15 protein-coding genes are annotated in these 19,239 nt (G+C 61.4%); 10 read left to right on the forward strand and 5 right to left on the reverse strand.

Features of this window, described 5'->3' with window-relative positions:
- The first annotated feature begins 37 nt into the window (after positions 1 to 37).
- The 8 genes from P3T25_RS33950 to P3T25_RS33985 all read left to right on the forward strand — a co-directional run bounded on the left by P3T25_RS33950 (position 38) and on the right by P3T25_RS33985 (position 10,239).
- Positions 38 to 1,477, forward strand: a complete 1,440-nt coding sequence (locus tag P3T25_RS33950; RefSeq protein WP_266240513.1) for an aspartate aminotransferase family protein — start codon at positions 38 to 40, stop codon at positions 1,475 to 1,477.
- A gap of 73 nt (positions 1,478 to 1,550) precedes the next feature.
- Entirely contained in the window at positions 1,551 to 2,672 is a 1,122-nt protein-coding gene (locus P3T25_RS33955; protein WP_154565608.1) for a polyamine ABC transporter substrate-binding protein, read from the forward strand.
- A gap of 211 nt (positions 2,673 to 2,883) precedes the next feature.
- Positions 2,884 to 4,047 carry an ABC transporter ATP-binding protein gene (locus tag P3T25_RS33960; RefSeq protein WP_372342472.1) on the forward strand — a complete coding sequence of 388 codons (1,164 nt, stop codon included), beginning with the start codon at positions 2,884 to 2,886 and terminating at the stop codon, positions 4,045 to 4,047.
- Positions 4,044 to 5,018 (forward strand): ABC transporter permease subunit, encoded by a 975-nt coding sequence (locus P3T25_RS33965; RefSeq protein WP_154565609.1) that lies wholly within the window; start codon positions 4,044 to 4,046, stop codon positions 5,016 to 5,018. Before P3T25_RS33960 ends, P3T25_RS33965 begins: the two co-directional genes overlap by 4 nt.
- Positions 5,015 to 5,926 carry an ABC transporter permease subunit gene (locus P3T25_RS33970; protein ID WP_097396186.1) on the forward strand — a complete coding sequence of 304 codons (912 nt, stop codon included), beginning with the start codon at positions 5,015 to 5,017 and terminating at the stop codon, positions 5,924 to 5,926. Before P3T25_RS33965 ends, P3T25_RS33970 begins: the two co-directional genes overlap by 4 nt.
- Positions 5,927 to 5,964: 38 nt before the next feature.
- Positions 5,965 to 7,551, forward strand: a complete 1,587-nt coding sequence (locus tag P3T25_RS33975) for a DUF3138 family protein (protein WP_266240512.1) — start codon at positions 5,965 to 5,967, stop codon at positions 7,549 to 7,551.
- Positions 7,552 to 7,624: 73 nt separating this feature from the next.
- On the forward strand, positions 7,625 to 8,917 hold the full coding sequence (locus tag P3T25_RS33980; RefSeq protein ID WP_266240511.1) for an NAD(P)/FAD-dependent oxidoreductase: 1,293 nt from the start codon (positions 7,625 to 7,627) through the stop codon (positions 8,915 to 8,917).
- Positions 8,917 to 10,239, forward strand: coding sequence for an NAD(P)/FAD-dependent oxidoreductase (locus P3T25_RS33985; protein WP_429361368.1), 1,323 nt, complete (start codon positions 8,917 to 8,919; stop codon positions 10,237 to 10,239). Before P3T25_RS33980 ends, P3T25_RS33985 begins: the two co-directional genes overlap by 1 nt.
- 37 nt (positions 10,240 to 10,276) lie before the next feature.
- Here P3T25_RS33985 and P3T25_RS33990 read toward each other — a convergent pair whose 3' ends face one another.
- From P3T25_RS33990 to gabT, 5 genes are all read right to left on the reverse strand, one after another.
- Positions 10,277 to 11,245 (reverse strand): CobW family GTP-binding protein, encoded by a 969-nt coding sequence (locus tag P3T25_RS33990; protein ID WP_429361370.1) that lies wholly within the window; start codon positions 11,243 to 11,245, stop codon positions 10,277 to 10,279.
- A gap of 26 nt (positions 11,246 to 11,271) precedes the next feature.
- The gene (locus P3T25_RS33995; protein WP_429361372.1) at positions 11,272 to 12,885 is read right to left on the reverse strand and encodes an amidohydrolase family protein; all 1,614 of its coding nucleotides are present in this window, start codon (positions 12,883 to 12,885) and stop codon (positions 11,272 to 11,274) included.
- 75 nt (positions 12,886 to 12,960) lie between these two features.
- Complete coding sequence (locus P3T25_RS34000; protein WP_266240507.1) at positions 12,961 to 13,299, reverse strand: tRNA-binding protein; 339 nt, start codon at positions 13,297 to 13,299, stop codon at positions 12,961 to 12,963.
- The gene (locus P3T25_RS34005; RefSeq protein WP_429361374.1) at positions 13,299 to 14,747 is read right to left on the reverse strand and encodes an aldehyde dehydrogenase family protein; all 1,449 of its coding nucleotides are present in this window, start codon (positions 14,745 to 14,747) and stop codon (positions 13,299 to 13,301) included. The genes P3T25_RS34000 and P3T25_RS34005 overlap by 1 nt, the downstream gene beginning before the upstream one ends.
- Positions 14,748 to 14,759: 12 nt before the next feature.
- Positions 14,760 to 16,061: a 4-aminobutyrate--2-oxoglutarate transaminase gene (gabT, locus tag P3T25_RS34010; RefSeq protein WP_266240505.1), complete on the reverse strand. Its 1,302-nt coding sequence runs from the start codon at positions 16,059 to 16,061 to the stop codon at positions 14,760 to 14,762.
- A gap of 263 nt (positions 16,062 to 16,324) precedes the next feature.
- Here gabT and P3T25_RS34015 point away from each other — a divergent pair, with 263 nt between their 5' ends.
- A complete protein-coding gene (locus tag P3T25_RS34015; protein WP_429361377.1) occupies positions 16,325 to 17,614 on the forward strand; it encodes an MFS transporter in 1,290 nt (429 codons plus the stop codon).
- Between the two features lie 49 nt (positions 17,615 to 17,663).
- Positions 17,664 to 19,235, forward strand: a complete 1,572-nt coding sequence (locus P3T25_RS34020; protein WP_171926152.1) for a PucR family transcriptional regulator — start codon at positions 17,664 to 17,666, stop codon at positions 19,233 to 19,235.
- The last annotated feature ends 4 nt before the right edge of the window (positions 19,236 to 19,239 follow it).

The raw sequence follows: 19,239 nt of genomic DNA on the forward strand, positions 1-19,239 counted from the left end.
CGACGTCACCCGCAAACGCAAAAAAATTGGAGGCAGTATGAGCTACAGAACAGAAGAAGTCGCTTACGTGCAGACGGCCCAACCCGCGGCCAGCGTACAAGCCGCACAACAGCAACGCAGCACCGCCGAATACCGCGCGCTCGACGCCGCGCACCACATCCATCCGTTTTCGGATATGGGTTCGCTCAATCGCAGCGGCAGCCGCGTAATCGTCAAGGCACAGGGCGTGTACCTGTGGGATTCAGACGACAACAAGATCATCGATGGCATGGCCGGTTTGTGGTGCGTGAACGTCGGTTATGGCCGTAAGGAACTGGCTGACGCAGCGTACCGCCAGATGCAGGAACTGCCCTTCTACAACACCTTCTTCAAGACGACGCACCCGCCGGTGATCGAACTGTCGGCCTTGCTCGCGGAGCTGGCGCCGGAACCGTTCAACCACTTCTTCTATTGCAACAGCGGCTCGGAAGGCAACGACACCGTGCTGCGCATCGTTCACCAATACTGGGCGACGCAAGGCAAGCACTCGAAGAAGTTCGTCATCTCGCGCAAAAACGGCTATCACGGTTCGACAATCGCGGGCGGTACACTGGGCGGCATGGGCTACATGCACGAACAGATGCCCTCGAAGGTCGAGAACATCGTGCATATCGACCAGCCGTATTTCTTCGGCGAAGCACAAGGCAATCTGACGCCGGAAGAATTCGCTCTGGCCCGCGCGCAGCAACTGGAAGCCAAGATTCTCGAAATCGGCGCGGACAACGTGGCCGCGTTTATCGGTGAGCCTTTCCAGGGCGCGGGCGGCGTGATCTTCCCGGCTTCGACGTACTGGCCGGAAATCCAGCGCATCTGCCGCAAATACGACATCCTGCTGGTCGCCGACGAAGTGATCGGCGGCTTCGGCCGGACCGGTGAATGGTTCGCGCATCAGCACTTCGGTTTCGAGCCGGATCTGATCACGCTGGCCAAGGGCCTGACAAGCGGCTATGTGCCGATGGGCGCAGTCGGCCTGCACGATCGTGTTGCCAAGGCGATCATCGAGAACGGCGACTTCAATCACGGCCTCACGTACTCCGGTCACCCGGTGGCCGCGGCCGTGGCGATCGCCAATCTGAAGCTGCTGCGCGACGAGAAGATCGTCGAGCGCGTCAAGACCGACACGGGTCCGTACTTCCAGAAGAAGCTGCGCGACACCTTCGCCAATCACCCGATCATCGGCGAAATCTCCGGTGCGGGTCTGGTGGCCGGCCTGCAACTCGCAGAAGACCCGAAAGCGCGCAAGCGCTTCGCCAATGGCGGTGAAGTCGGCACGATCTGCCGCGACTTCTGCTTCAACGGCAACCTGATCATGCGCGCCACCGGCGACCGGATGCTGCTCTCGCCGCCGCTCGTGATCAACAAGCTGGAAATCGACGAGATCGTTTCGAAGGCGAAAAAAGCCGTCGACGCGACCGCACAACAACTCGGAATTTCGTAACGGCAGTTCGTTCCGGCATGAGCACACCCACGATACGCGCTCATGCCGGTTCTTCACATCAAGGGAAAAAACCATGAGCGTTTGTCATCTTCGTCATGCGGTCGCGGGGGCCGCGCTTCTCGCCTTCACGGGTTTTGCGGCGTTGTCGGTTACGCCGGCCCTTGCGGCCGACACGGAACTGAATGTGTACAACTGGTCGGACTACATCGCGAAGGACACGATTTCGAACTTCGAGAAGCAGGACGGCATTCACGTCAAATACGACAACTACGATAGCGACGATACGTTGCAGGCCAAACTGCTCGCGGGCAGCTCCGGTTACGACATCGTGGTGCCGACGTCGAACTACATGGCCAAGCAGATTCAGGCCGGCGTGTATCAGAAGCTCGACAAGTCAAAGCTGCCGAACCTGTCGAACCTTGACCCTGTGCTGATGAAGATGATCTCCGATGCCGATCCGGGCAACCAGTACGGTGTGCCTTGGGCCTACGGTACTGACGGCATCGGCTACAACGTGCAAGCCGTGCAGAAGGCGCTCGGTGCGAATGCGCCGGTGGATAGCTGGGCACTCGTGTTCGACCCGGCCAATCTGTCGAAGCTGAAAGGCTGCGGCGTGTCGTTCCTCGATCAGGCAGTCGACGTGTTCGCCGCCACCTTGCAATACATGCATAAGGATCCGAACAGCACGAACCCCGCCGACTATCAGGCCGCGTTCGAAGTGCTGAAGAAAGTCCGCCCGTATATCACCCAATTCAATTCGTCGGGTTACATCAACGACCTCGCTAACAACGACATCTGCGTCGCGGTGGCATGGTCCGGCGACGTCGGCATCGCCAGCCGCCGTACCGCGGAAGCCAAGCGTTCGTATCAGGTGAAATTCTCGAACGTCAAGGAAGGCGGTCTGCTGTGGTTCGACGTGATGGTGATCCCGAAAGACGCACCGCATCCCGAAGCCGCGCTGAAGTGGATCAACTACATCGAAGATCCGAAGGTCAACGCAGCGATTACCAATGAAGTGTTCTACCCGACCGCGAACAAGGCCGCGCGCCAGTTCGTCATTCCGGGTGTCGCACAGGATACGACCGTTTATCCGGGCGACGAAGTGCTGAGCAAGATGACACTGATGAAACCGATGCCCACCGACATTCTGCGCCTTGAAAATCGTCTTTGGGCGCAGCTTAAAACCGGCCACTGATTTAAGCCAAACTAAAAAGAATCGATCCCGCGCTCAGGGATCGCTCGAACCCTGAGCGCATGAATGGCAGTAACGGTAGTCAGCCTGCGTGCTATTAGCGTCCCACTGGCGCGCAGTCCCATGTTTTCCGATCGCAGCGCATCTTGCGAGCCGCTTCCCGCGACTCGTATGGAGACACTTGCGCTCGCGATCCGCAAGGAATGGTTACATCATGAACTCGACGACATCACATAGCGTAGCCGGCGCCACCCAGATGGCCCGCCCCGCACCGACGACAAAATCGAAATCGGACGAATTCGTTCGCATCGAAAATGTCGTGAAGAAATTCGGCGACAGCACCGCTGTCGACAACGTCAATCTGAGCATTGCGAAGAACGAATTGTTCGCGCTGCTCGGCAGCTCCGGCTGCGGCAAGTCCACGCTCCTGCGCATGCTCGCAGGGCTCGAGTCGGTCACGTCCGGCCGCATTTTCGTCGACGGCGAAGACCTTGCCGCGATGCCACCGTACAAGCGGCCGGTCAACATGATGTTCCAGTCGTATGCGCTGTTCCCGCACATGAGCGTCGAAGCGAATATCGCCTTCGGCCTCAAGCAGGAAGGCACGCCGAAGAACGAGATCAAGGAGCGTGTTGCCGACGCGCTGCATCTCGTGCAGATGAGCAAATACGCGCAACGCAAGCCGCACCAGTTGTCCGGCGGACAGCAGCAGCGTGTGGCGCTGGCCCGCTCGCTCGTCAAGCGCCCCAAGCTGCTGCTGCTCGACGAACCAATGTCGGCGCTCGACAAGAAGATCCGTCAGAAGACCCAGCTCGAACTGGTGAACATCATCGAGAAGGTCGATGTGACCTGCGTGATGGTGACGCACGATCAGGAAGAAGCCATGACCATGGCCGGGCGCCTCGCCGTGATGAGCGAAGGCCGCATCGTGCAGATCGGCTCGCCCAGCCAGGTGTACGAGTTTCCGAATAGCCGCTTCTCGGCCGAGTTCATCGGCTCGACCAACCTGTTCGAAGGCACCGTGGTCGCGGATGAGCCGGACCATATCTTCGTGGAAAGCGAAGACCTCGAATCGCGCATCTACGTGAGCCACGGCATTACCGGCCCGCTCGGCATGCCGGTGGGAATCTCCGTGCGCCCGGAACGCGTGAAGGTCTCGCTCGACAAGCCCTCGACGCCGCACAACTGGGCGCGCGGCGTGGTGTCGGACGTCGCGTACATGGGCAGCTATTCGCTGTATCACGTGCGCCTGCCGAGCGGTAAGACGGTCGTGTCGAATCTCTCCAGCTCGCACCTCATGAGCGAAGGTGCGCCGTCCTATAACGACGACGTGTTCGTCTACTGGTCGCCGGCTAGCGGCGTGGTGCTGACGCAATGAGCAATCCCACTACCTCCTCCCCCGCGGTGCTCGGCGCGCCGTCCGGCAGCCGTCTGCTCGGCTCGCTGAAAAAACGCCTCTCGATACTGGTGCCGTCTGGCCGTACGACCGTGATCGGCGTGCCGTTCATGTGGCTCTTCGTGTTCTTCGCGTTGCCGTTCGTGCTGGTGCTGAAAATCAGCTTCGCCGATCTGCGCCTTGGCATTCCGCCGTACACGGATCTCGTGACGGTCAAGGACGGCATGGTGCACTTCGCCATGCAGCTCAGCCATTACGCCTTCCTGCTGCAGGACGATCTGTACGTTGCCACGTACATCAGCTCGCTGAAAATGGCCGGAGTCTCGACCTTCTTCTGCCTGTTGATCGGCTACCCGATTGCGTACTACATCGCCCGCTCGGAACCCACCAAGCGCAACCTGCTGATGATGGGCGTGATGCTGCCGTTCTGGACGTCGTTCCTGATCCGCGTCTATGCATGGATCGGCATTCTGAAGGACGACGGCCTGCTCAATCACACGCTGATGGCCATCGGCATGATTCATTCGCCGTTGCGCCTCTACCACACGGATATTGGCGTCTATATCGGCATGGTTTATTCGTACCTGCCGTTCATGGTGATGCCGCTGTATGCGCACCTGGTGAAGATGGATCTGACGCTGCTCGAAGCGGCCTACGACCTCGGTTGCAAACCGTGGACCGCGTTCACGCGCATCACCTTGCCGCTGTCCAAGAACGGCATTATCGCCGGCAGTCTGCTGGTGTTCATTCCGGCGGTCGGCGAGTACGTGATTCCTGAACTGCTGGGCGGCGCCGACACGCTGATGATCGGCCGCGTGATGTGGGATGAATTCTTCAATGATATGGACTGGCCGATGGCATCCGCTGTCACCGTCGCGATGGTTCTACTGCTGCTCGTGCCGATGGCCGTGTTCCAGTACTACCAGGTCAAGGAACTGGAAGGTGCGAAATGATCAAGCCTAATAGAACGCTTTCCAATAGCGTGCTGACGTTCGGATTTCTGTTTCTGTATATCCCGATCATCAGCCTGGTGGTGTATTCGTTCAACGAGTCGAAGCTCGTCACGGTCTGGTCCGGCTTCTCGCTCAAGTGGTATGGCGCGCTGCTGCAAGACGGGGAACTGCTCAGTGCAGCGTGGTTGTCGCTGAAAATCGGTCTGCTGACCGCGTGTGCATCGGTAGTGATCGGTACGTGGGCAGGCTTCGTGCTGGCCCGCTTCGGTCGCTTTCGCGGCTTCACGCTGTTCGCCGGCATGATCAACGCGCCGCTCGTGATTCCTGAAGTGATTCAGGGCATCTCGCTGCTGTTGCTGTTCGTCGCGCTCGAACAGATGCTCGGCTGGCCGAAGGGCCGTGGCCTCTTCACGATCTGGATCGGCCACGTGATGCTCTGCGTGTCGTACGTGGCGATCATCGTGCAATCGCGGGTGAAGGAGCTCAACAAGTCGCTCGAAGAAGCCGCACTCGATCTCGGCGCGACGCCCTTCAAGGTGTTCTTCCTGATCACGCTGCCGCTGATCTCGCAGGCCCTGATGTCCGGCTGGCTGCTGTCGTTCACGCTGTCGTTCGACGACCTCGTGCTTTCCGCGTTCCTGTCCGGTCCTGGTTCGACCACGCTGCCGCTCGTCGTGTTCTCGCGTGTGCGCCTCGGCCTGAATCCGGAAATGAACGCGCTCGCCACGATTTTCATCACCACGGTGACGATCGGCGTGATCGCAGTCAACCGCTGGATGCAAGTGCGTGAGCGCAAGCGCAACCGCGACATGCAGATGGCTTTCGCACTTGCCGAAGCCGCCGACCCCTTGCCGTCAGCACCACAACAAGCCGCCGTACGGAAGTCGCTCGATACGGCACGCGCATAAGAAGTCCTTTTGCAATACGACCAATAAGGAGAATTTGCATGAGAAAGAAGCTCATCTGTCTGTTGGTGGCGGGGAGTTTGCCAGGCTTTGCCATGGCAGACGCCACCAGCGACCAGATCAAGGCGCTACAGGCCCAGCTCAACGCACTGCAAAAGGAGGTGAAGCAGTTGCGTTCCGAGGTAGCGTCCAAGCCGAAGGCGGCGGCAGCAGCGACCGCGGCACCGGCTCCGGCTCCCGCTGTGGTGGCGGCGCCGGTCGACATCTCCTCGCCGGATTACGGCAAGGCGCAGGCGACGCTGACCAACGATCAGGTCGATTCGATGAAGCAGCAGATCGCCAATCAGCAGTTGAAGGTCGACTCGCTGGTGGATGCGGCGAACACAGGGCCGATCGCCGGCTTGTCGGTGACCGGTTATATCGACCCGACCTACTTGTATAACCGCGCGCAGAGCAGCTCGTCGTTCCTGTTCGCGAACCACGAAAATAGCTACAACTACTTCAACAGCACGTTCGGCGATCTGTACCTGGACATCAAGAAGACCTTCGGTGTCGGCCCGATGGCGCCGTCGGCCGAAATCACCTTGATGCCGAACCGCGGCAACGGTATTACGCTGCTTGCGAACGAGCATGGCAATATCGGCAACAACATCCTGAACACGGCGGTCATCAACGTGCCGTTGACGGCGACGACGACGCTCGTTGCCGGTTTGATTCCGAGCTTCGGCGGTTACGAAGTGCAGCAATCGAACCAGATGCTGACGCTGACGCACAACCTGCTGTATGACTTCTCGGATCCGGGCAGCTACATCGGTATCGGCGCGAACTATACGACGGGTAACTGGGCGTGGAAGTTCTTCCTCGGCAACGAGCAGTACCGCACGTACGGCGCGACGACGCAGGTCGGCACCAACGCGCTGGGCGATCCAATCACGACCAGCAACAAGATCCCGACCTTCACTTCGCGGGTCGACTACACCTGGTCGAGCGCACTGGATGTGGGCGGCTCGTTCAACATCGGCCGTCAGACTTTGCCTAGCGCGCAGGCACTCGATGCCAACGGCAACCCGATTCCGGGTTCGTTCGTCTACGGCGTAGGCGGCCAGTCGCCGAGCTCGGGCGGTACGTTCTTCTTCACCGAAGCCGACCTGACCTACACGCTCGCCGACGTGCAGTACAACGCCGAACTCGACTACGGCCAGCAGCAGAACGCCGCGTACAACGGCGGCCAGGCGCAGTGGTACGGCCTCTCGCTGCTCGCGCACCGCAAGTTCAGCATGCCGGTGGTGGGCCGTATGGGCGTGACGGCACGCTATGACCTGCTCGTCGACAGCAAGAACGGCGGCGGCGGCGGTGGCATCGCGCTGAATGGCAACGGCATGGATACGGCTGACGGCTTCGGCATCGGCGCAGACTGCTTCGCGAACTCGTCGAATCACGGCTTCGAGTGCAAGGGCGCCACCCGTCAGGACGTCGCACTCGACCTGTTGTTCTTCCCGACCCAGCAGATCACGGTCAAGGTGGAATATCGTCACGACTGGGCGAACAAACAGGTGTTCCTGAAGAACGACGGCTCGTACGGCAAGTCCAACGACCTGCTCGCGACGCAGTTCATCTACTCGTTCTAACACGACCCGCCTCATTGCGTGGCCCGGCTTCACTACGGGCCACGCGCCAAGGCCTCTTCTGCATGCTCTGCCTATGCTCCAATTCTCGAACCAGCCTCACGTCGCCTCGTATTACGCAGCAACCGCAAACGACACCACCCGCCACCCTCCCCTCGAAGAAACGCTCAACGTCGACGTCTGTGTGATCGGCGCGGGCCTCACCGGCATCTCGACCGCGTTGAACCTCGCCGAGCGCGGTCATTCGGTCGCGGTGCTCGAAGCATCGAAAGTCGGCTGGGCCGCGAGCGGCCGCAATGGTGGCCAGTTGATCGGCGGCTTTGCCTGCGATATCGACACATTCGCGAAGTTCATGCCCGCGGATGACGTGAAGCGTGTTTGGGACATGGGGCTCGAAACCCTGGATATCGTCAAGGAACGCGTCGCGAAGCATCAGATCGACTGCGACCTGACCATCGGTTACCTGACCGCGGCGAACAAGCCGCGCGATACAGACGCGCTCCAGAAATGGCGCGACGAAGCGCAACGGCGCTTCGGCTATGACCGCTTCAGCTATGTCGACGCCGATGGCGTCGGCGATTATGTTCAATCTCAACGCTACCTCGGTGGATTGTTCGATGCGGACAGCGGCCATCTGCATCCGCTGAATTACACACTCGGTCTGGCGCGCGCGGCACGCGAGGCCGGCGTACAGATTTTCGAAGACAGTTGCGTCACCGCGTTGCGCCAGGAAAACGGCCGGCATGTGGCCGAAACCGCGCGCGGCAAGGTCAATGCGCAATTCGTCGTGCTCGCCTGCAACACCTATCTCGGCCAACTCGCGCCGGATCTCGCCAGCAAGATCATGCCGGTGGGCACCTACGTGATCGCCACCGAACCGCTCGACCCCGATCGCGCGGAAGCGCTGATGCCGGCGAAAGCGGCCGTGTGCGACAGCCGCTTCGTGCTGGACTATTTCCGCCCTGCCCCGGACAATCGCTTGCTGTGGGGCGGCAAAGTCAGCTATTCGACGTTCGCGCCGCGCAACCTCGGTGAAGCGATGCGCCGCGATATGCTGAAGACTTTCCCGCAACTCGACGATGTCAAAATCGACTATGCGTGGGGCGGCTTCGTCGACATTACGATGAATCGCGCGCCGCATTTCGGCCGGCTATCGCCCACCGTATATTTCGCGCAGGGTTTCTCCGGCCACGGCGTGAACACCACCGGGCTCGCGGGCAAGCTGATCGCCGAAGCGATCGACGGTCAGGCCTCGCGCTTCGATCTGTTCGGCAAGATTCGTCACCGCGACTTCCCCGGCGGCGCTACACTGCGCACCCCTGCCCTCGTACTTGCGATGGCCTGGTATCGAATGAAGGACCTGCTTTGATGAATGCACCGACTCCTGGTTTCAACACCCTCGACCACCGCGCCGATGCGCTGATCGCCAACTCCTACTACGAGGCGAGCGCCGCGCGTCGGCCGGCTGACGATCCGATGCTCGACGGCACGCTGGAGGCCGACGTCTGCGTGATCGGCGCGGGCTTCTCCGGTTTGTCGGTGGCGTTGGAATGCCGGGCGCGCGGATTGTCGGTGGTTGTGCTCGATGCGCATCGTCCCGGTTGGGGCGCGTCGGGTCGCAACGGCGGCCAGACGTTGGTGGGATTCGCGAAAGACGAGATCATCGAACGGCAACTCGGACTCGACGGCGCACGCGCCGCGTGGGCGATGTCGGTGGAAGGCGTGGCTCTCGTGCGCGAGCGCATCGAACGCTACGGCATCGATTGCGATTTCACCTCCGGCTATCTCACGGTGGCCACCAAACCGAAGCGTGTGCCGGATTTGCGTTCGTGGATGGAATCGGCGTCGCAACGCTGGGGCTATACGAAACTCTCGTGGCTCGATACCGATGAAGTGCGTTCACGCGTCGCTTCGCAACGTTATCTGGCGGGCGTCTACGATCCGTTTTCCGGTCATCTGCATCCGCTCAAATACTGCCTCGGTCTCGCCGATGCGGCACGTCGTGAAGGTGCGCAACTGTTCGCGCATTCGCCGGTGATCGAAGTCGTGCGTGGTGCACGGCCCGTCGTGCGGACCGCTAATGGCGAGGTACGCTGCCGCTTCGTCGCGGCATGCGGCAATGCCACGATCGGCGACGTGTTGCCGGCGCCGGTGGCCGCACGCATCGCGCCGATCGCGTCCTATATCGTTGCGACGGAACCGCTCGGTCAGGCGCGCGCCGACGCACTGATCAAAGGACGCGAGGCGATTTGCGACAACAACTTCTTCCTCGATTACTTCCGTCTGTCGGCTGATCATCGCGTGCTGTTCGGTGGCCGCGCGAGTTCGACCGGCGCGTCGCCCGTGCAACTCGGCGAGGAAATCCGCAAGCGCATGATCAGCGTGTTCCCGCAGCTAGGCGATGTGCGAATCGACTATGCGTGGGGCGGTTTTGTCGACGTGACGCGCAATCGTGCACCCGATTTCGGCTCGATCGATCCGAACTACTTCTACGTACAGGGCTTTTCAGGTCACGGCGTGGCGTTGACCGGGATTGCTGGGCGCATGATTGCTAAAGCCATGGCCGGTGATACCGCAGCCTTCGATCTGTTCGCGCAGTTGCGGCATGCGCGCTTTCCGGGTGGGCCGGCATTGCGCGGGCCGGCGCTTGAACTCGGGATGATGTATCACCGGATTCTGGAGTTGTTCTAGGAAGATTTTCAGGCGCCGGTTGTTGTCCTCTCGTGGTCTAGCTGCGTAGAGCGCTCCACGCCACTTCAAACGTCGACTCGATGCCCTGGATATCTTCGAGTGTGAAATCGCGAACAATGAAGATCGCCGTCGTCTCTGATGCGCTGCCCGGCGCCAGCCTGCGCGGCGCCGCGAACGTCGTGCCAACGCTCTGCAAGAGAACTCGATCGGAAGACGACGCTCCCGCGACAATCGCCTTCATCCTCAACAGGCGCTCCCCCGTCGCGCCGGCAATGTTCTCGAGCCAGTCGAGCACATCCTGCCAGTCTGCCTGCGAAACGAACCGCGCTCGAAACACCTGCACGCGAGGGTGAATTAACGCTCGCGGTCTGAACACTTGCTCGTCGACGAGGGATGAGCCAGCGGCGAACACATCCCCGAAATCGCGAAACGCCTCCCGCGCGCGCGCCGAAAGCGAAAATTCGTCAATCACACGAGCGAGCGGATTCAGCGTTCGCGCGGTGTCTCCCGCAAGTGTCCGGAGGGACGGAATGACAATGTCGGTCTTGGTCAGTACGATCGTATGAGCGGCAACAAGCTGCGCCACCGCATCATCAGAGTCGCCATAGTCGGCAGGTGGACGACTGCAGTCGTAAGTGACAACAACATGAACGCGAAGCTTTAATTCCGCTAGCTGATTCAACGCGAGCATCACTTGCCCAGGCTTCGATAATCCACTGCATTCGAGCACTATTCGTTCAAACGGTGGCAGTAACAACTGCTCACGTGTGGCGGCCAGATCGCTAATCGTCGTCACCAGGTCGTCGGTCAACGAGCAGCATACGCACCCGTTGCTCAGCGTCGCCACCGTGGCGCCACGCGCGGATTCCGACAATACAGCCCCGTCAATGTTGACTGCGCCGACCTCGTTGACAATCACCGCTGTCGCCGTGTCAACGCTCGTGCCGTCTAGAAAGGCCTCAACGAGCGACGTCTTCCCGCTCCCAAGCAGGCCCGCGAGAATCACCAGTTGCGTCGGCGCACCCATCCCTTTCACTCCGCCCTGCTGTCGAATGGCCCCTCGCCATTCGGCCAGGTTGCCGCAACCATCACCCGGACATCCGCCAGCAATTCCGCAACGTCGAACACCATGCCGCCTTTGATCGTGAACCGCAACGCGCGCTGCTGCTCAAGAGCGCCACGCCCGTCGTTCAACCGCAGTGCACCCGTACCGTACAGCAACTTGAAATCGGACAATGGATTCTGGTCGTGCACAAGCAGGTCAGCACGACTACCGACTTCGAGCGTGCCGGTATCATGGTCGATGCCGAGCAGTTCCGCACCATGCAGCGTCGCTGCACGCAACACCTCCAGCGGTGAGAAGCCTGCCTCCTGCAAGAGTTCGAGCTCGCGCACGAAGCCGAAACCGTAGATCTGGAACATGAAACCCGAGTCGCTTCCAATACATACGCGACCGCCGCGATTCTTGTAGTCGTTGAGGAATGTCATCCAGATACGGAAGCTTTCGCGCCATTCAACCTCGTTCTTTACCGACCAGCGATAGAAATAGGCGCCATGACCGCCACGCTGCGGCTGGAAGTACTTCCATGTCGTGCTATCCGTGTAGGCTTCATGCCATTCGGCGCGGCGCGCGCGCATGAGATCGCGGTTGCTGTCGTAGACGTTCATTGTCGGCACGAACGTATGGCCAGCCTCGAGAAACGCAGCGAGCGCGTCGTCCCACTTGCGACTGCCTCGGCGCGCGGCCTGCAGGAATGTCTGTCCAGCCGTCGCGAAACGCAAATACTCGTCGTTATAGTTGTAGTTGTCGTCGATGTCCTGCAACGTACGGCCGTCGAACAACGCTTCGGGCAAGCCATACGAGTGCTCGGTGCTCGTCAGCCCCCACTGCGCTGTCCTCAGCGCATTCATCCGCCCCACGGACAATTGCGCGTGGTGACAGCATGTCCGCAAGCCGAGTTTTGCGCATTCGTCGAGCGCAGCCTGCATGATCGCCGGTGGGGCACCGAAGAACTTCACACCTTCAGCACCCTTGTCCCGCACCTGCCTGAGCCATTCACGGCCCTCGTCGGGGTTGTAGATCGTCTTCAGGTAGTCGTTGACAGCCGGGAAATAGACATAAGGATGCAGATGCGGCGCCGCAATCCGGTTCGCTTCCGACGCGTCTTCCTGCTCACGCGTCCACGCAAGTCCGTTCATGCAGCCAGCCTCGCGAACGGAGGTAACGCCGTGTGCGAGCCAGAGTTTGTAGACATAGTCCGCAGGCATCATCTCGCCACTTTCCGCATGGAACGGCGTGCCGATGTGTGCATGGCTGTCAATGAAGCCGGGGGTAAGGAACTTGCCGGCGCAGTCGATTTCGCGGTCCCCCTCGGCTGGCCGGCGAGTATCGTTGATCGGCAAACCAGGCACGCCGACCGCGGCGATCGTGACGATCCGGTCGCCCTCGATGACAATGTCGGCCGGTCCCCACGGCGGCGCACCCGTTCCGTCGATGACCATCGCGCCGCGCAGCACGAGCCGTCCGAACGGCCCTTCGCCGCGATCCCTCGTAGTCGACGGCCGGAGTTGCCCCAGTCCCTTGCGGCCGAAACCCGCGACCATCTCCTCGCCCACCTCGATCGCGGCCTTTGAGGGGTTCGTCATGTCACCTCCAGATATCTCGTCACGTGCCATGCGGCACGTGTGATGCGATTTCAGATAGCGCGGCGTGTGCCGACGTCAGAAAACTTTTGTGCCAGGTGCGACGTCACGCTCGGTTGTCAGATACGCGACGGCGCCTTCGGACCGCTCGACGCCGAGCATCAACACCTCAGACTTGAAGCCGGCGATCCGGCGCGTGCCGAGATTGACCGCGCAGACGACCGACCTCCCGACGAGCTGCTCCGGCTGGTACAACTCCGTATATTGCGCACTCGTCGTGCGCTCGCCCAGTTCGCCGAAATCAATCCAGAGCTTGTACGCCGGCTTCTTCGCTTCGTGGTTGAGTTCCACACGCACGACCTTGCCGACACGCAGGTCGACCTGATTGAACGCTTCATACGCACTGCCTTCACTCATCATCTCTCTCGATTAGTTTCCATTGCACACAAGTTCGATGCGATCATCATGGATCTGACGTAACGCGCGACCTCGCCGGTTTCAGACCAGACGACGCTGGAACCGGCTCGGTCGGCATGAGCTTCTCCGGCATCATTAATCCATACGTCGTCGTATCCAAGTTCGGTTGCCAGGCGGCGTGCGGCCACATGGTCCCCGGACCAGATCCATGCCGCCCGCCCCCTTCCGGTCGACGTCGCCATCTCGACCATCTCTTCTGTCTCGGCAAACCGCAGTACCGGCAGCAGCGGCCCCGCGTGTGCGTCCTCGACAATTCGCATGCCGGGCCGCACGTGATCAATCACGGTCGGCGCAAAGTACAAACCGCCCAGGCGCCTGCCCCCAATCACGACCCGCGCGCCGTCGCATACCGCGTCCTCAATCTGTTCGTCGATGATGTTCAAAGTCAGGCTGTCGACCAATGGCCCAACCTGGGTCCGCGCATCGAGCGAGTCACCGCAGCGCAATTCGGCCGTACGCACGACCACCGCGCGAACCAGATGCTCCGCAACACGCTCGTCGACATAGAGCCGGTTCGCGCTCGTACAATCCTGTCCCGCATTACGCAGAAACGTGACGGCGACGAGCGCATCCGCCGCGCGTTCGAGATCGGCATCCGCCAGCACGACGAACGGCATCTGGCCGTCTACTTCAAGCAACACGTCCTTGCATGCGTCAGCGCATTTGCGCGCCAGGTGCTGGCCAACATCTCGGCCTCCGATGAACGAAACCATGCCGATGCGTGCGTCGGCCATGAACTCATCAGCCGCGGTAACGGAGTCGTCTGTCGTCAACACTTGCAGCGTGCCAGTCGGGCCGCCGACGGCATCCCACAGGCTCGCCACTGTCAACGCGCTCAGCGGCGCGCGGGACGACGGCTTCAGGATCACGGGGCAACCTGCGGCGAGCGCAGGCGCGACCCGGCGCACCGTCGTCAGCACTGGTTGGCACCAGTTGGTGATCGCGGCTACCGGGCCAATAGGCCGCAACCGGTGCTCGAGCCTCCGCTCACCAAGGTGTTCCGTGACAGCCGCCACCTCCGTCAGCCTGCTCTGCTCGGCATAACACTCGATCGCGCGGATCGCGTCGCTGACCTCTCGCCGCGCCTCGCCGATCGGCTTGCCGGTCTCGAGTGTCACCGTCGTTGCGACGCGACCGGCGTCGTCGACGAGCCGTGCCGCCCATTTCCTCAGCAGAGTGCTGCGAACCCCGGAAGTGGTTTCACGCCATGGACTCGCGGCGCAACACGCCGCCTCGATCGCCAGTAGCGCCTGCTGTCTCCCGCATGCCGACACCTGTGCGATGACGAGTCCTGTAGCCGGGTTGACGACTGGAAATGTCGCCGGAATGCGATCGAGCACACCCGCCAGACGCGCATGCCATTGCGGGACGACCTCGTGGGCGTGCATCGCGTGCATCGTTCAAGCTGCGCGCTTCGCGGTAGTGACTGCGCGCCCGAACATAGCCAGCGCGTCTGTCACATCCTGCGCCGACGTCGTGAGCGGCGCGAGGAAACGGACAACGTTGCGTTCGACGCCGCACTTGATCAGCAGCAAGCCTTCGTCGCGCGCTGCATCGAGCACGCGCTGCACGAGTGCAGCCGCGGGAGTCTTCGTGCGTCGATCCGTCACGAACTCGACCGCCACCATCGAACCCGTCTGGCGAACTTCGCCCATCTCGTCGTGCGCCTCGGCGAGTACCAGGAGTCCTTCGCGGAGCTGCGCGCCGATCTCGCGGCTGCGTTCGATAACGTTCTCACGCTCGAACAGGTCGAGTACCGCGTTCGCCGCCGCGCAAGCGAGCGGATTGCCGCCATACGTACCGCCGAGCCCACCCGGCAGTGGGGCGTCGACCATGTCCGCCCGGCCGACGACGCCTGAAAGCGGCAGTCCCCCCGCGAGGCTCTTTGCGACCGTCACAAGGTCGGGCTGGATACCGGAATGTTGGAAACCGAACATCTGCCCGGTACGGCCGAAGCCCGTCTGGATCTCGTCCGCGATCAGCACGATCCCGTGACGCTGAGTAAGCGCGCGCAACGCCTGCATGAATTCCGGCGGCGCTGCGAGAAAACCACCGTCACCCTGCACCGGCTCGAGGATGATCGCCGCGACGCGCTCTGCGGCAATCTGCGTCGTGAAGATCTGCTCGAGCGCGGCAAGCGCGTCGTCCGACGACACGCCGTGGTACGCGTTCGGATACGGAGCGTGATAGACATCCGGCGCGAACGGCCCGAAGTTCTGTTTGTACGGGGCACTCATTCCGGTCAGCGTCATCCCCATCAGCGTACGGCCGTGGAAGCCACCGCGGAACGCGATGATGCCAGGCCGATTCGTGTAAGCACGTGCGATCTTGATCGCATTCTCGACAGCCTCAGCGCCCGTCGTGAAGAATGCCGACTTGTAACCCTGCCCGGGTGCAACAAGTTCTGACAGTCGCGCAGCAAGACGAACGTACGGCTCGTAAGCGACCACCTGAAAGCACACGTGGGAGAACGACTCCAGTTGCTGCTGGACGGCTGCGACGACCGCCGGGTGGTTGTGCCCGACGTTCAGGACACCAATGCCTCCGACGAAATCCAGATACTTCAGGCCGTCCTCGTCCCACAAGTACGAGCCGGTCGCACGCTGCGCAAAAATCGGATGCGCGGTCGCGACGCCGCGTGCCACATACGTTTGCCGCATCGCGGCCAGTTGGCTGGTCGTATTCAGTTCTCGACTGCTCATCAGGTTCACCTCCATAGAATGTCCCCATGGTAGGGAGCCAGAACGGCCGGGAATACCTACTTAAAATAGGAAAATCTGCGTATTCCTTCCCCTCTTTCAAAGATTCTTCTATCTTTCATGCGAAGGTAGGCTTCGTTTTTCCTCTCTCTGGTGGGTAGTTATGCGATTTGTGGCTAAGTCCAATGGCTGTGAACGGGTGCGCCGCGCTGCCCCGTCCCCCGGCTCGACGCCGTCGCAGATATTACAAATCAGGAGTGGTGGAAATGAATACCGTGCAACTGTCCGCAGGCTACGAAGAGGACCGCACTGCGCGACGACGCGCTATCGTCGCGACCGTGCTCGGCAACGGATTCGAATGGTTCGACTTCATGGTCTATGGCTTCTTCGCCATCATTATCGCGAAGCTGTTCTTTCCAACGGGCAACGAACTGACGTCGTTGATGCTGTCGGTTGCAACGTTCGGCGTCGGGTTTCTTGTGCGGCCGTTTGGCGGCATCCTGATCGGGATCTACGCGGATCGCGCCGGCCGGAAGGCCGCGCTTTCGCTGACAATTTTGCTGATGTGCGCCGGCACCGCGTTGATTGGCCTTGCGCCGACCTATTCGCAAATCGGCGTTGCAGCCCCCTGTCTCATCGTGCTGGCGCGGCTGCTGCAGGGCTTCTCCGCGGGCGGCGAGATGGGTACGGCAACGGCCTTCCTCACCGAGCACGCACCGCCTGGCAAGAAAGCGTACTACTCGAGCTGGATCCAGACGAGCATCGGCTTCGCGGTGCTGCTCGGCGCGTGCTTTGGCACCGGCATTACGCTTGGCCTGTCGGCGGCCGACGTCGAGAACTGGGGCTGGCGTATTCCCTTCCTCTGCGGCCTGCTGATCGGGCCGATAGGCTTTTTCATCCGGCGCAACCTCGAAGAAACGCCGGTGTTCCTGCAAACGACAGACAAGTCGAAGACACCGCTCGCGGATGTGCTGCGCGATTATCCGTGGCAAGCATTCGCCAGTTTCGCGATGGTCGTATTGTGGACTGTATGTATCTACGTGATTCTGTTCTACATGCCGACCTTCTCGGTCAGAGTGCTGAAGCTGCCGGCGTCCGCGTCATTCATCGCCGCAATGGTCGGTGGAGGCGTGATCACCGTGTGTTCGCCCATCACCGGTTGGTGGTCGGATCGAATCGGGCGGAAATGGCTGCTCGGGGGGGCGTCGGCCGCGATGCTCATCCTCGCATGGCCGCTGTTCGTGATGATTGTGTCGGCGCCGTCGCTTGCCACGCTGTGCGTATTCCAGGCTGTGTTCGGCGTGCTGATTGCGGTGTACACCGGCCCGATTCTCGCCGCGCTTTCCGAAACGTTCCCGGCCAAGGTGCTGTCGACCGGGCTGTCGGTCGCGTACAACCTCGCCGTGATGACGTTCGGCGGTTTCGCGTCGCTGATCCTGACCTGGCTGATCAGCAGAACCGGCACCGCGATGGCGCCCGCGTTCTACGTGATGTTCGCAGCCGCATTCAGCTTGCTCGGCGTGCTGTTCGGCTACCGCCAGCCGCGCGGCACCTGATCTTGCTAGACTTCGCGGCGCCCCGCCGCGTCGTTCCCGGGGAGCCGCGATGAAACTCGAGACCGCAATTCGCGAAACCGTGCTGCGGGACGCCCAAGTCGTCGCCGGCGGCAAGAATCTTCAGCGCGAGATCACCTGGGTGCATATGGTCGATCACCCGGACATTGCGAACTGGGTGAAATCGGGCGAGCTTCTACTATCGACGGGCTATAACTGGCCCGGAGACGAGACCGCTTCGCGCCAACTCGTCCGGGATCTGAGCGCGATCGGACTCGCCGGGGTCGTACTCGCAGTGCCGAATTTCCGCGAGCATTTCCCAACCGAGGCGCTCGAAGAAGCGAACCGCGTCGGGTTGCCTCTGCTGGAGTTGCCATGGGCGGTGCAGTTTAGCGATGTCACGCATGAGATCCTCGCGAAGATCATCAACTTCCAGGGCGCGATCATAGAACGCTCAGAGCAGTTGCACCGTGCGCTCACGAATGCAGCAGTGTCCGCGACGAGCCTGTCTGATATTGCGCGCGCATTGAGCAGTCTGCTCGGGCGAGCGGTGACTTTCACCGATCCTGCAGGCCATGTGCTCGGCAGTTCCATTAGCGACGTCGGCGCGCTGGCGGCTCTCGAGCCGCAGTTCCTCGACGCAACGCGTGTGGACCTCCCTTCCCATTACCGTGGGCCCGCGAATCGCCCGACAAAGCTTGCATTCGCAACGGCGGACGGCGACGCACAACGGCTCTGCCACCCGGTGCGTCTGCAGGACACGGTGGTCGCGCTCATTTGGCTCGATCTCGCCGACGACGAGACCGATGAGCTGGACGCACGCGCTATCGAGCACGCGAGTGTCGTGGCGGCGCTTCACATGATGCACCAGCGAGCGCTCGCACAGCAGGAAGACCGGCTCGGCTATGCGCTCGTCGCGAGCCTGCTCGACGGCGAATTCACCACGTCGGCGAGCGCCCTCGAACGGGCTCGCGTATTCGGCTGGAGCGAAGCCGCCCCGTATCGAATTGGACTCGTGCTGATTGACGAGCCGATCCCGTTGACGACCGAAGGACTCGAACGCCGCGAACGCTGGGTCAATGCACTGAAGCGCCAGTTGCGTGCGAAGGGAATGCCGGAATTGCTCGGAATCTGGCTGAACCAGATCCGGTTAATCTTGCCAGCAGACGCATCGGTGGCGGCACTTTGGGAAGCCGTAACCGACCGGCGCGCAGCGATGGCGGTGAGTCGCGTACACAGCGGCGTGAAAGGCATGGCCCTCGGCGCGAAGGACGTCGAGGCGCTAGTTCCGACGCTGCGGGCCGGCCGGCTGCATCACTTCGACGAGATCCTCTTCCCGCGCGCACTGATGGGCGAAGCGGACGCGCGCGATTTGCTAGTCGAGCGGCTCGTGCTGCCACTGGCGGAGAAGCGGCGCGGCGAACCGCTACTCGATACGCTCGGCACGCTTGCCGACGAGGGCTTCCAACTTGCGAACACAGCAAAGGCACTCGGCATCCACATTAGCACGCTGCGCTACCGTGTCGAGCGAATCGAGAGCACGCTCGGCGTATCGCTTGAGGATCCTCGTATTCGTTTTCAGTTGCAGTTCGCCATTGAGCTGTATCGGCTTCGCGAGGAATAGACGC

It is taken from the genome of Paraburkholderia sp. GAS32, from assembly GCF_050434225.1.
Lineage (GTDB): Bacteria > Pseudomonadota > Gammaproteobacteria > Burkholderiales > Burkholderiaceae > Paraburkholderia > Paraburkholderia madseniana.

Excerpts from the sequence above, each read along its gene's own strand:
- P3T25_RS33975 (WP_266240512.1), top strand. The coding sequence starts at position 5,965 with ATGAGAAAGAAGCTCATCTGTCTGTTGGTGGCGGGGAGTTTGCCAGGC.
- P3T25_RS33950 (WP_266240513.1), top strand. The coding sequence starts at position 38 with ATGAGCTACAGAACAGAAGAAGTCGCTTACGTGCAGACGGCCCAACCC.
- P3T25_RS33955 (WP_154565608.1), top strand. The coding sequence starts at position 1,551 with ATGAGCGTTTGTCATCTTCGTCATGCGGTCGCGGGGGCCGCGCTTCTC.
- P3T25_RS34000 (WP_266240507.1), bottom strand. The coding sequence starts at position 13,299 with ATGAGTGAAGGCAGTGCGTATGAAGCGTTCAATCAGGTCGACCTGCGT.
- P3T25_RS33980 (WP_266240511.1), top strand. The coding sequence starts at position 7,625 with ATGCTCCAATTCTCGAACCAGCCTCACGTCGCCTCGTATTACGCAGCA.
- P3T25_RS33965 (WP_154565609.1), top strand. The coding sequence starts at position 4,044 with ATGAGCAATCCCACTACCTCCTCCCCCGCGGTGCTCGGCGCGCCGTCC.
- P3T25_RS33995 (WP_429361372.1), bottom strand. The coding sequence starts at position 12,885 with ATGACGAACCCCTCAAAGGCCGCGATCGAGGTGGGCGAGGAGATGGTC.
- P3T25_RS33970 (WP_097396186.1), top strand. The coding sequence starts at position 5,015 with ATGATCAAGCCTAATAGAACGCTTTCCAATAGCGTGCTGACGTTCGGA.
- P3T25_RS34005 (WP_429361374.1), bottom strand. The coding sequence starts at position 14,747 with ATGCACGCCCACGAGGTCGTCCCGCAATGGCATGCGCGTCTGGCGGGT.
- P3T25_RS33960 (WP_372342472.1), top strand. The coding sequence starts at position 2,884 with ATGAACTCGACGACATCACATAGCGTAGCCGGCGCCACCCAGATGGCC.
- P3T25_RS33985 (WP_429361368.1), top strand. The coding sequence starts at position 8,917 with ATGAATGCACCGACTCCTGGTTTCAACACCCTCGACCACCGCGCCGAT.
- gabT (WP_266240505.1), bottom strand. The coding sequence starts at position 16,061 with ATGAGCAGTCGAGAACTGAATACGACCAGCCAACTGGCCGCGATGCGG.
- P3T25_RS34015 (WP_429361377.1), top strand. The coding sequence starts at position 16,325 with ATGAATACCGTGCAACTGTCCGCAGGCTACGAAGAGGACCGCACTGCG.
- P3T25_RS34020 (WP_171926152.1), top strand. The coding sequence starts at position 17,664 with ATGAAACTCGAGACCGCAATTCGCGAAACCGTGCTGCGGGACGCCCAA.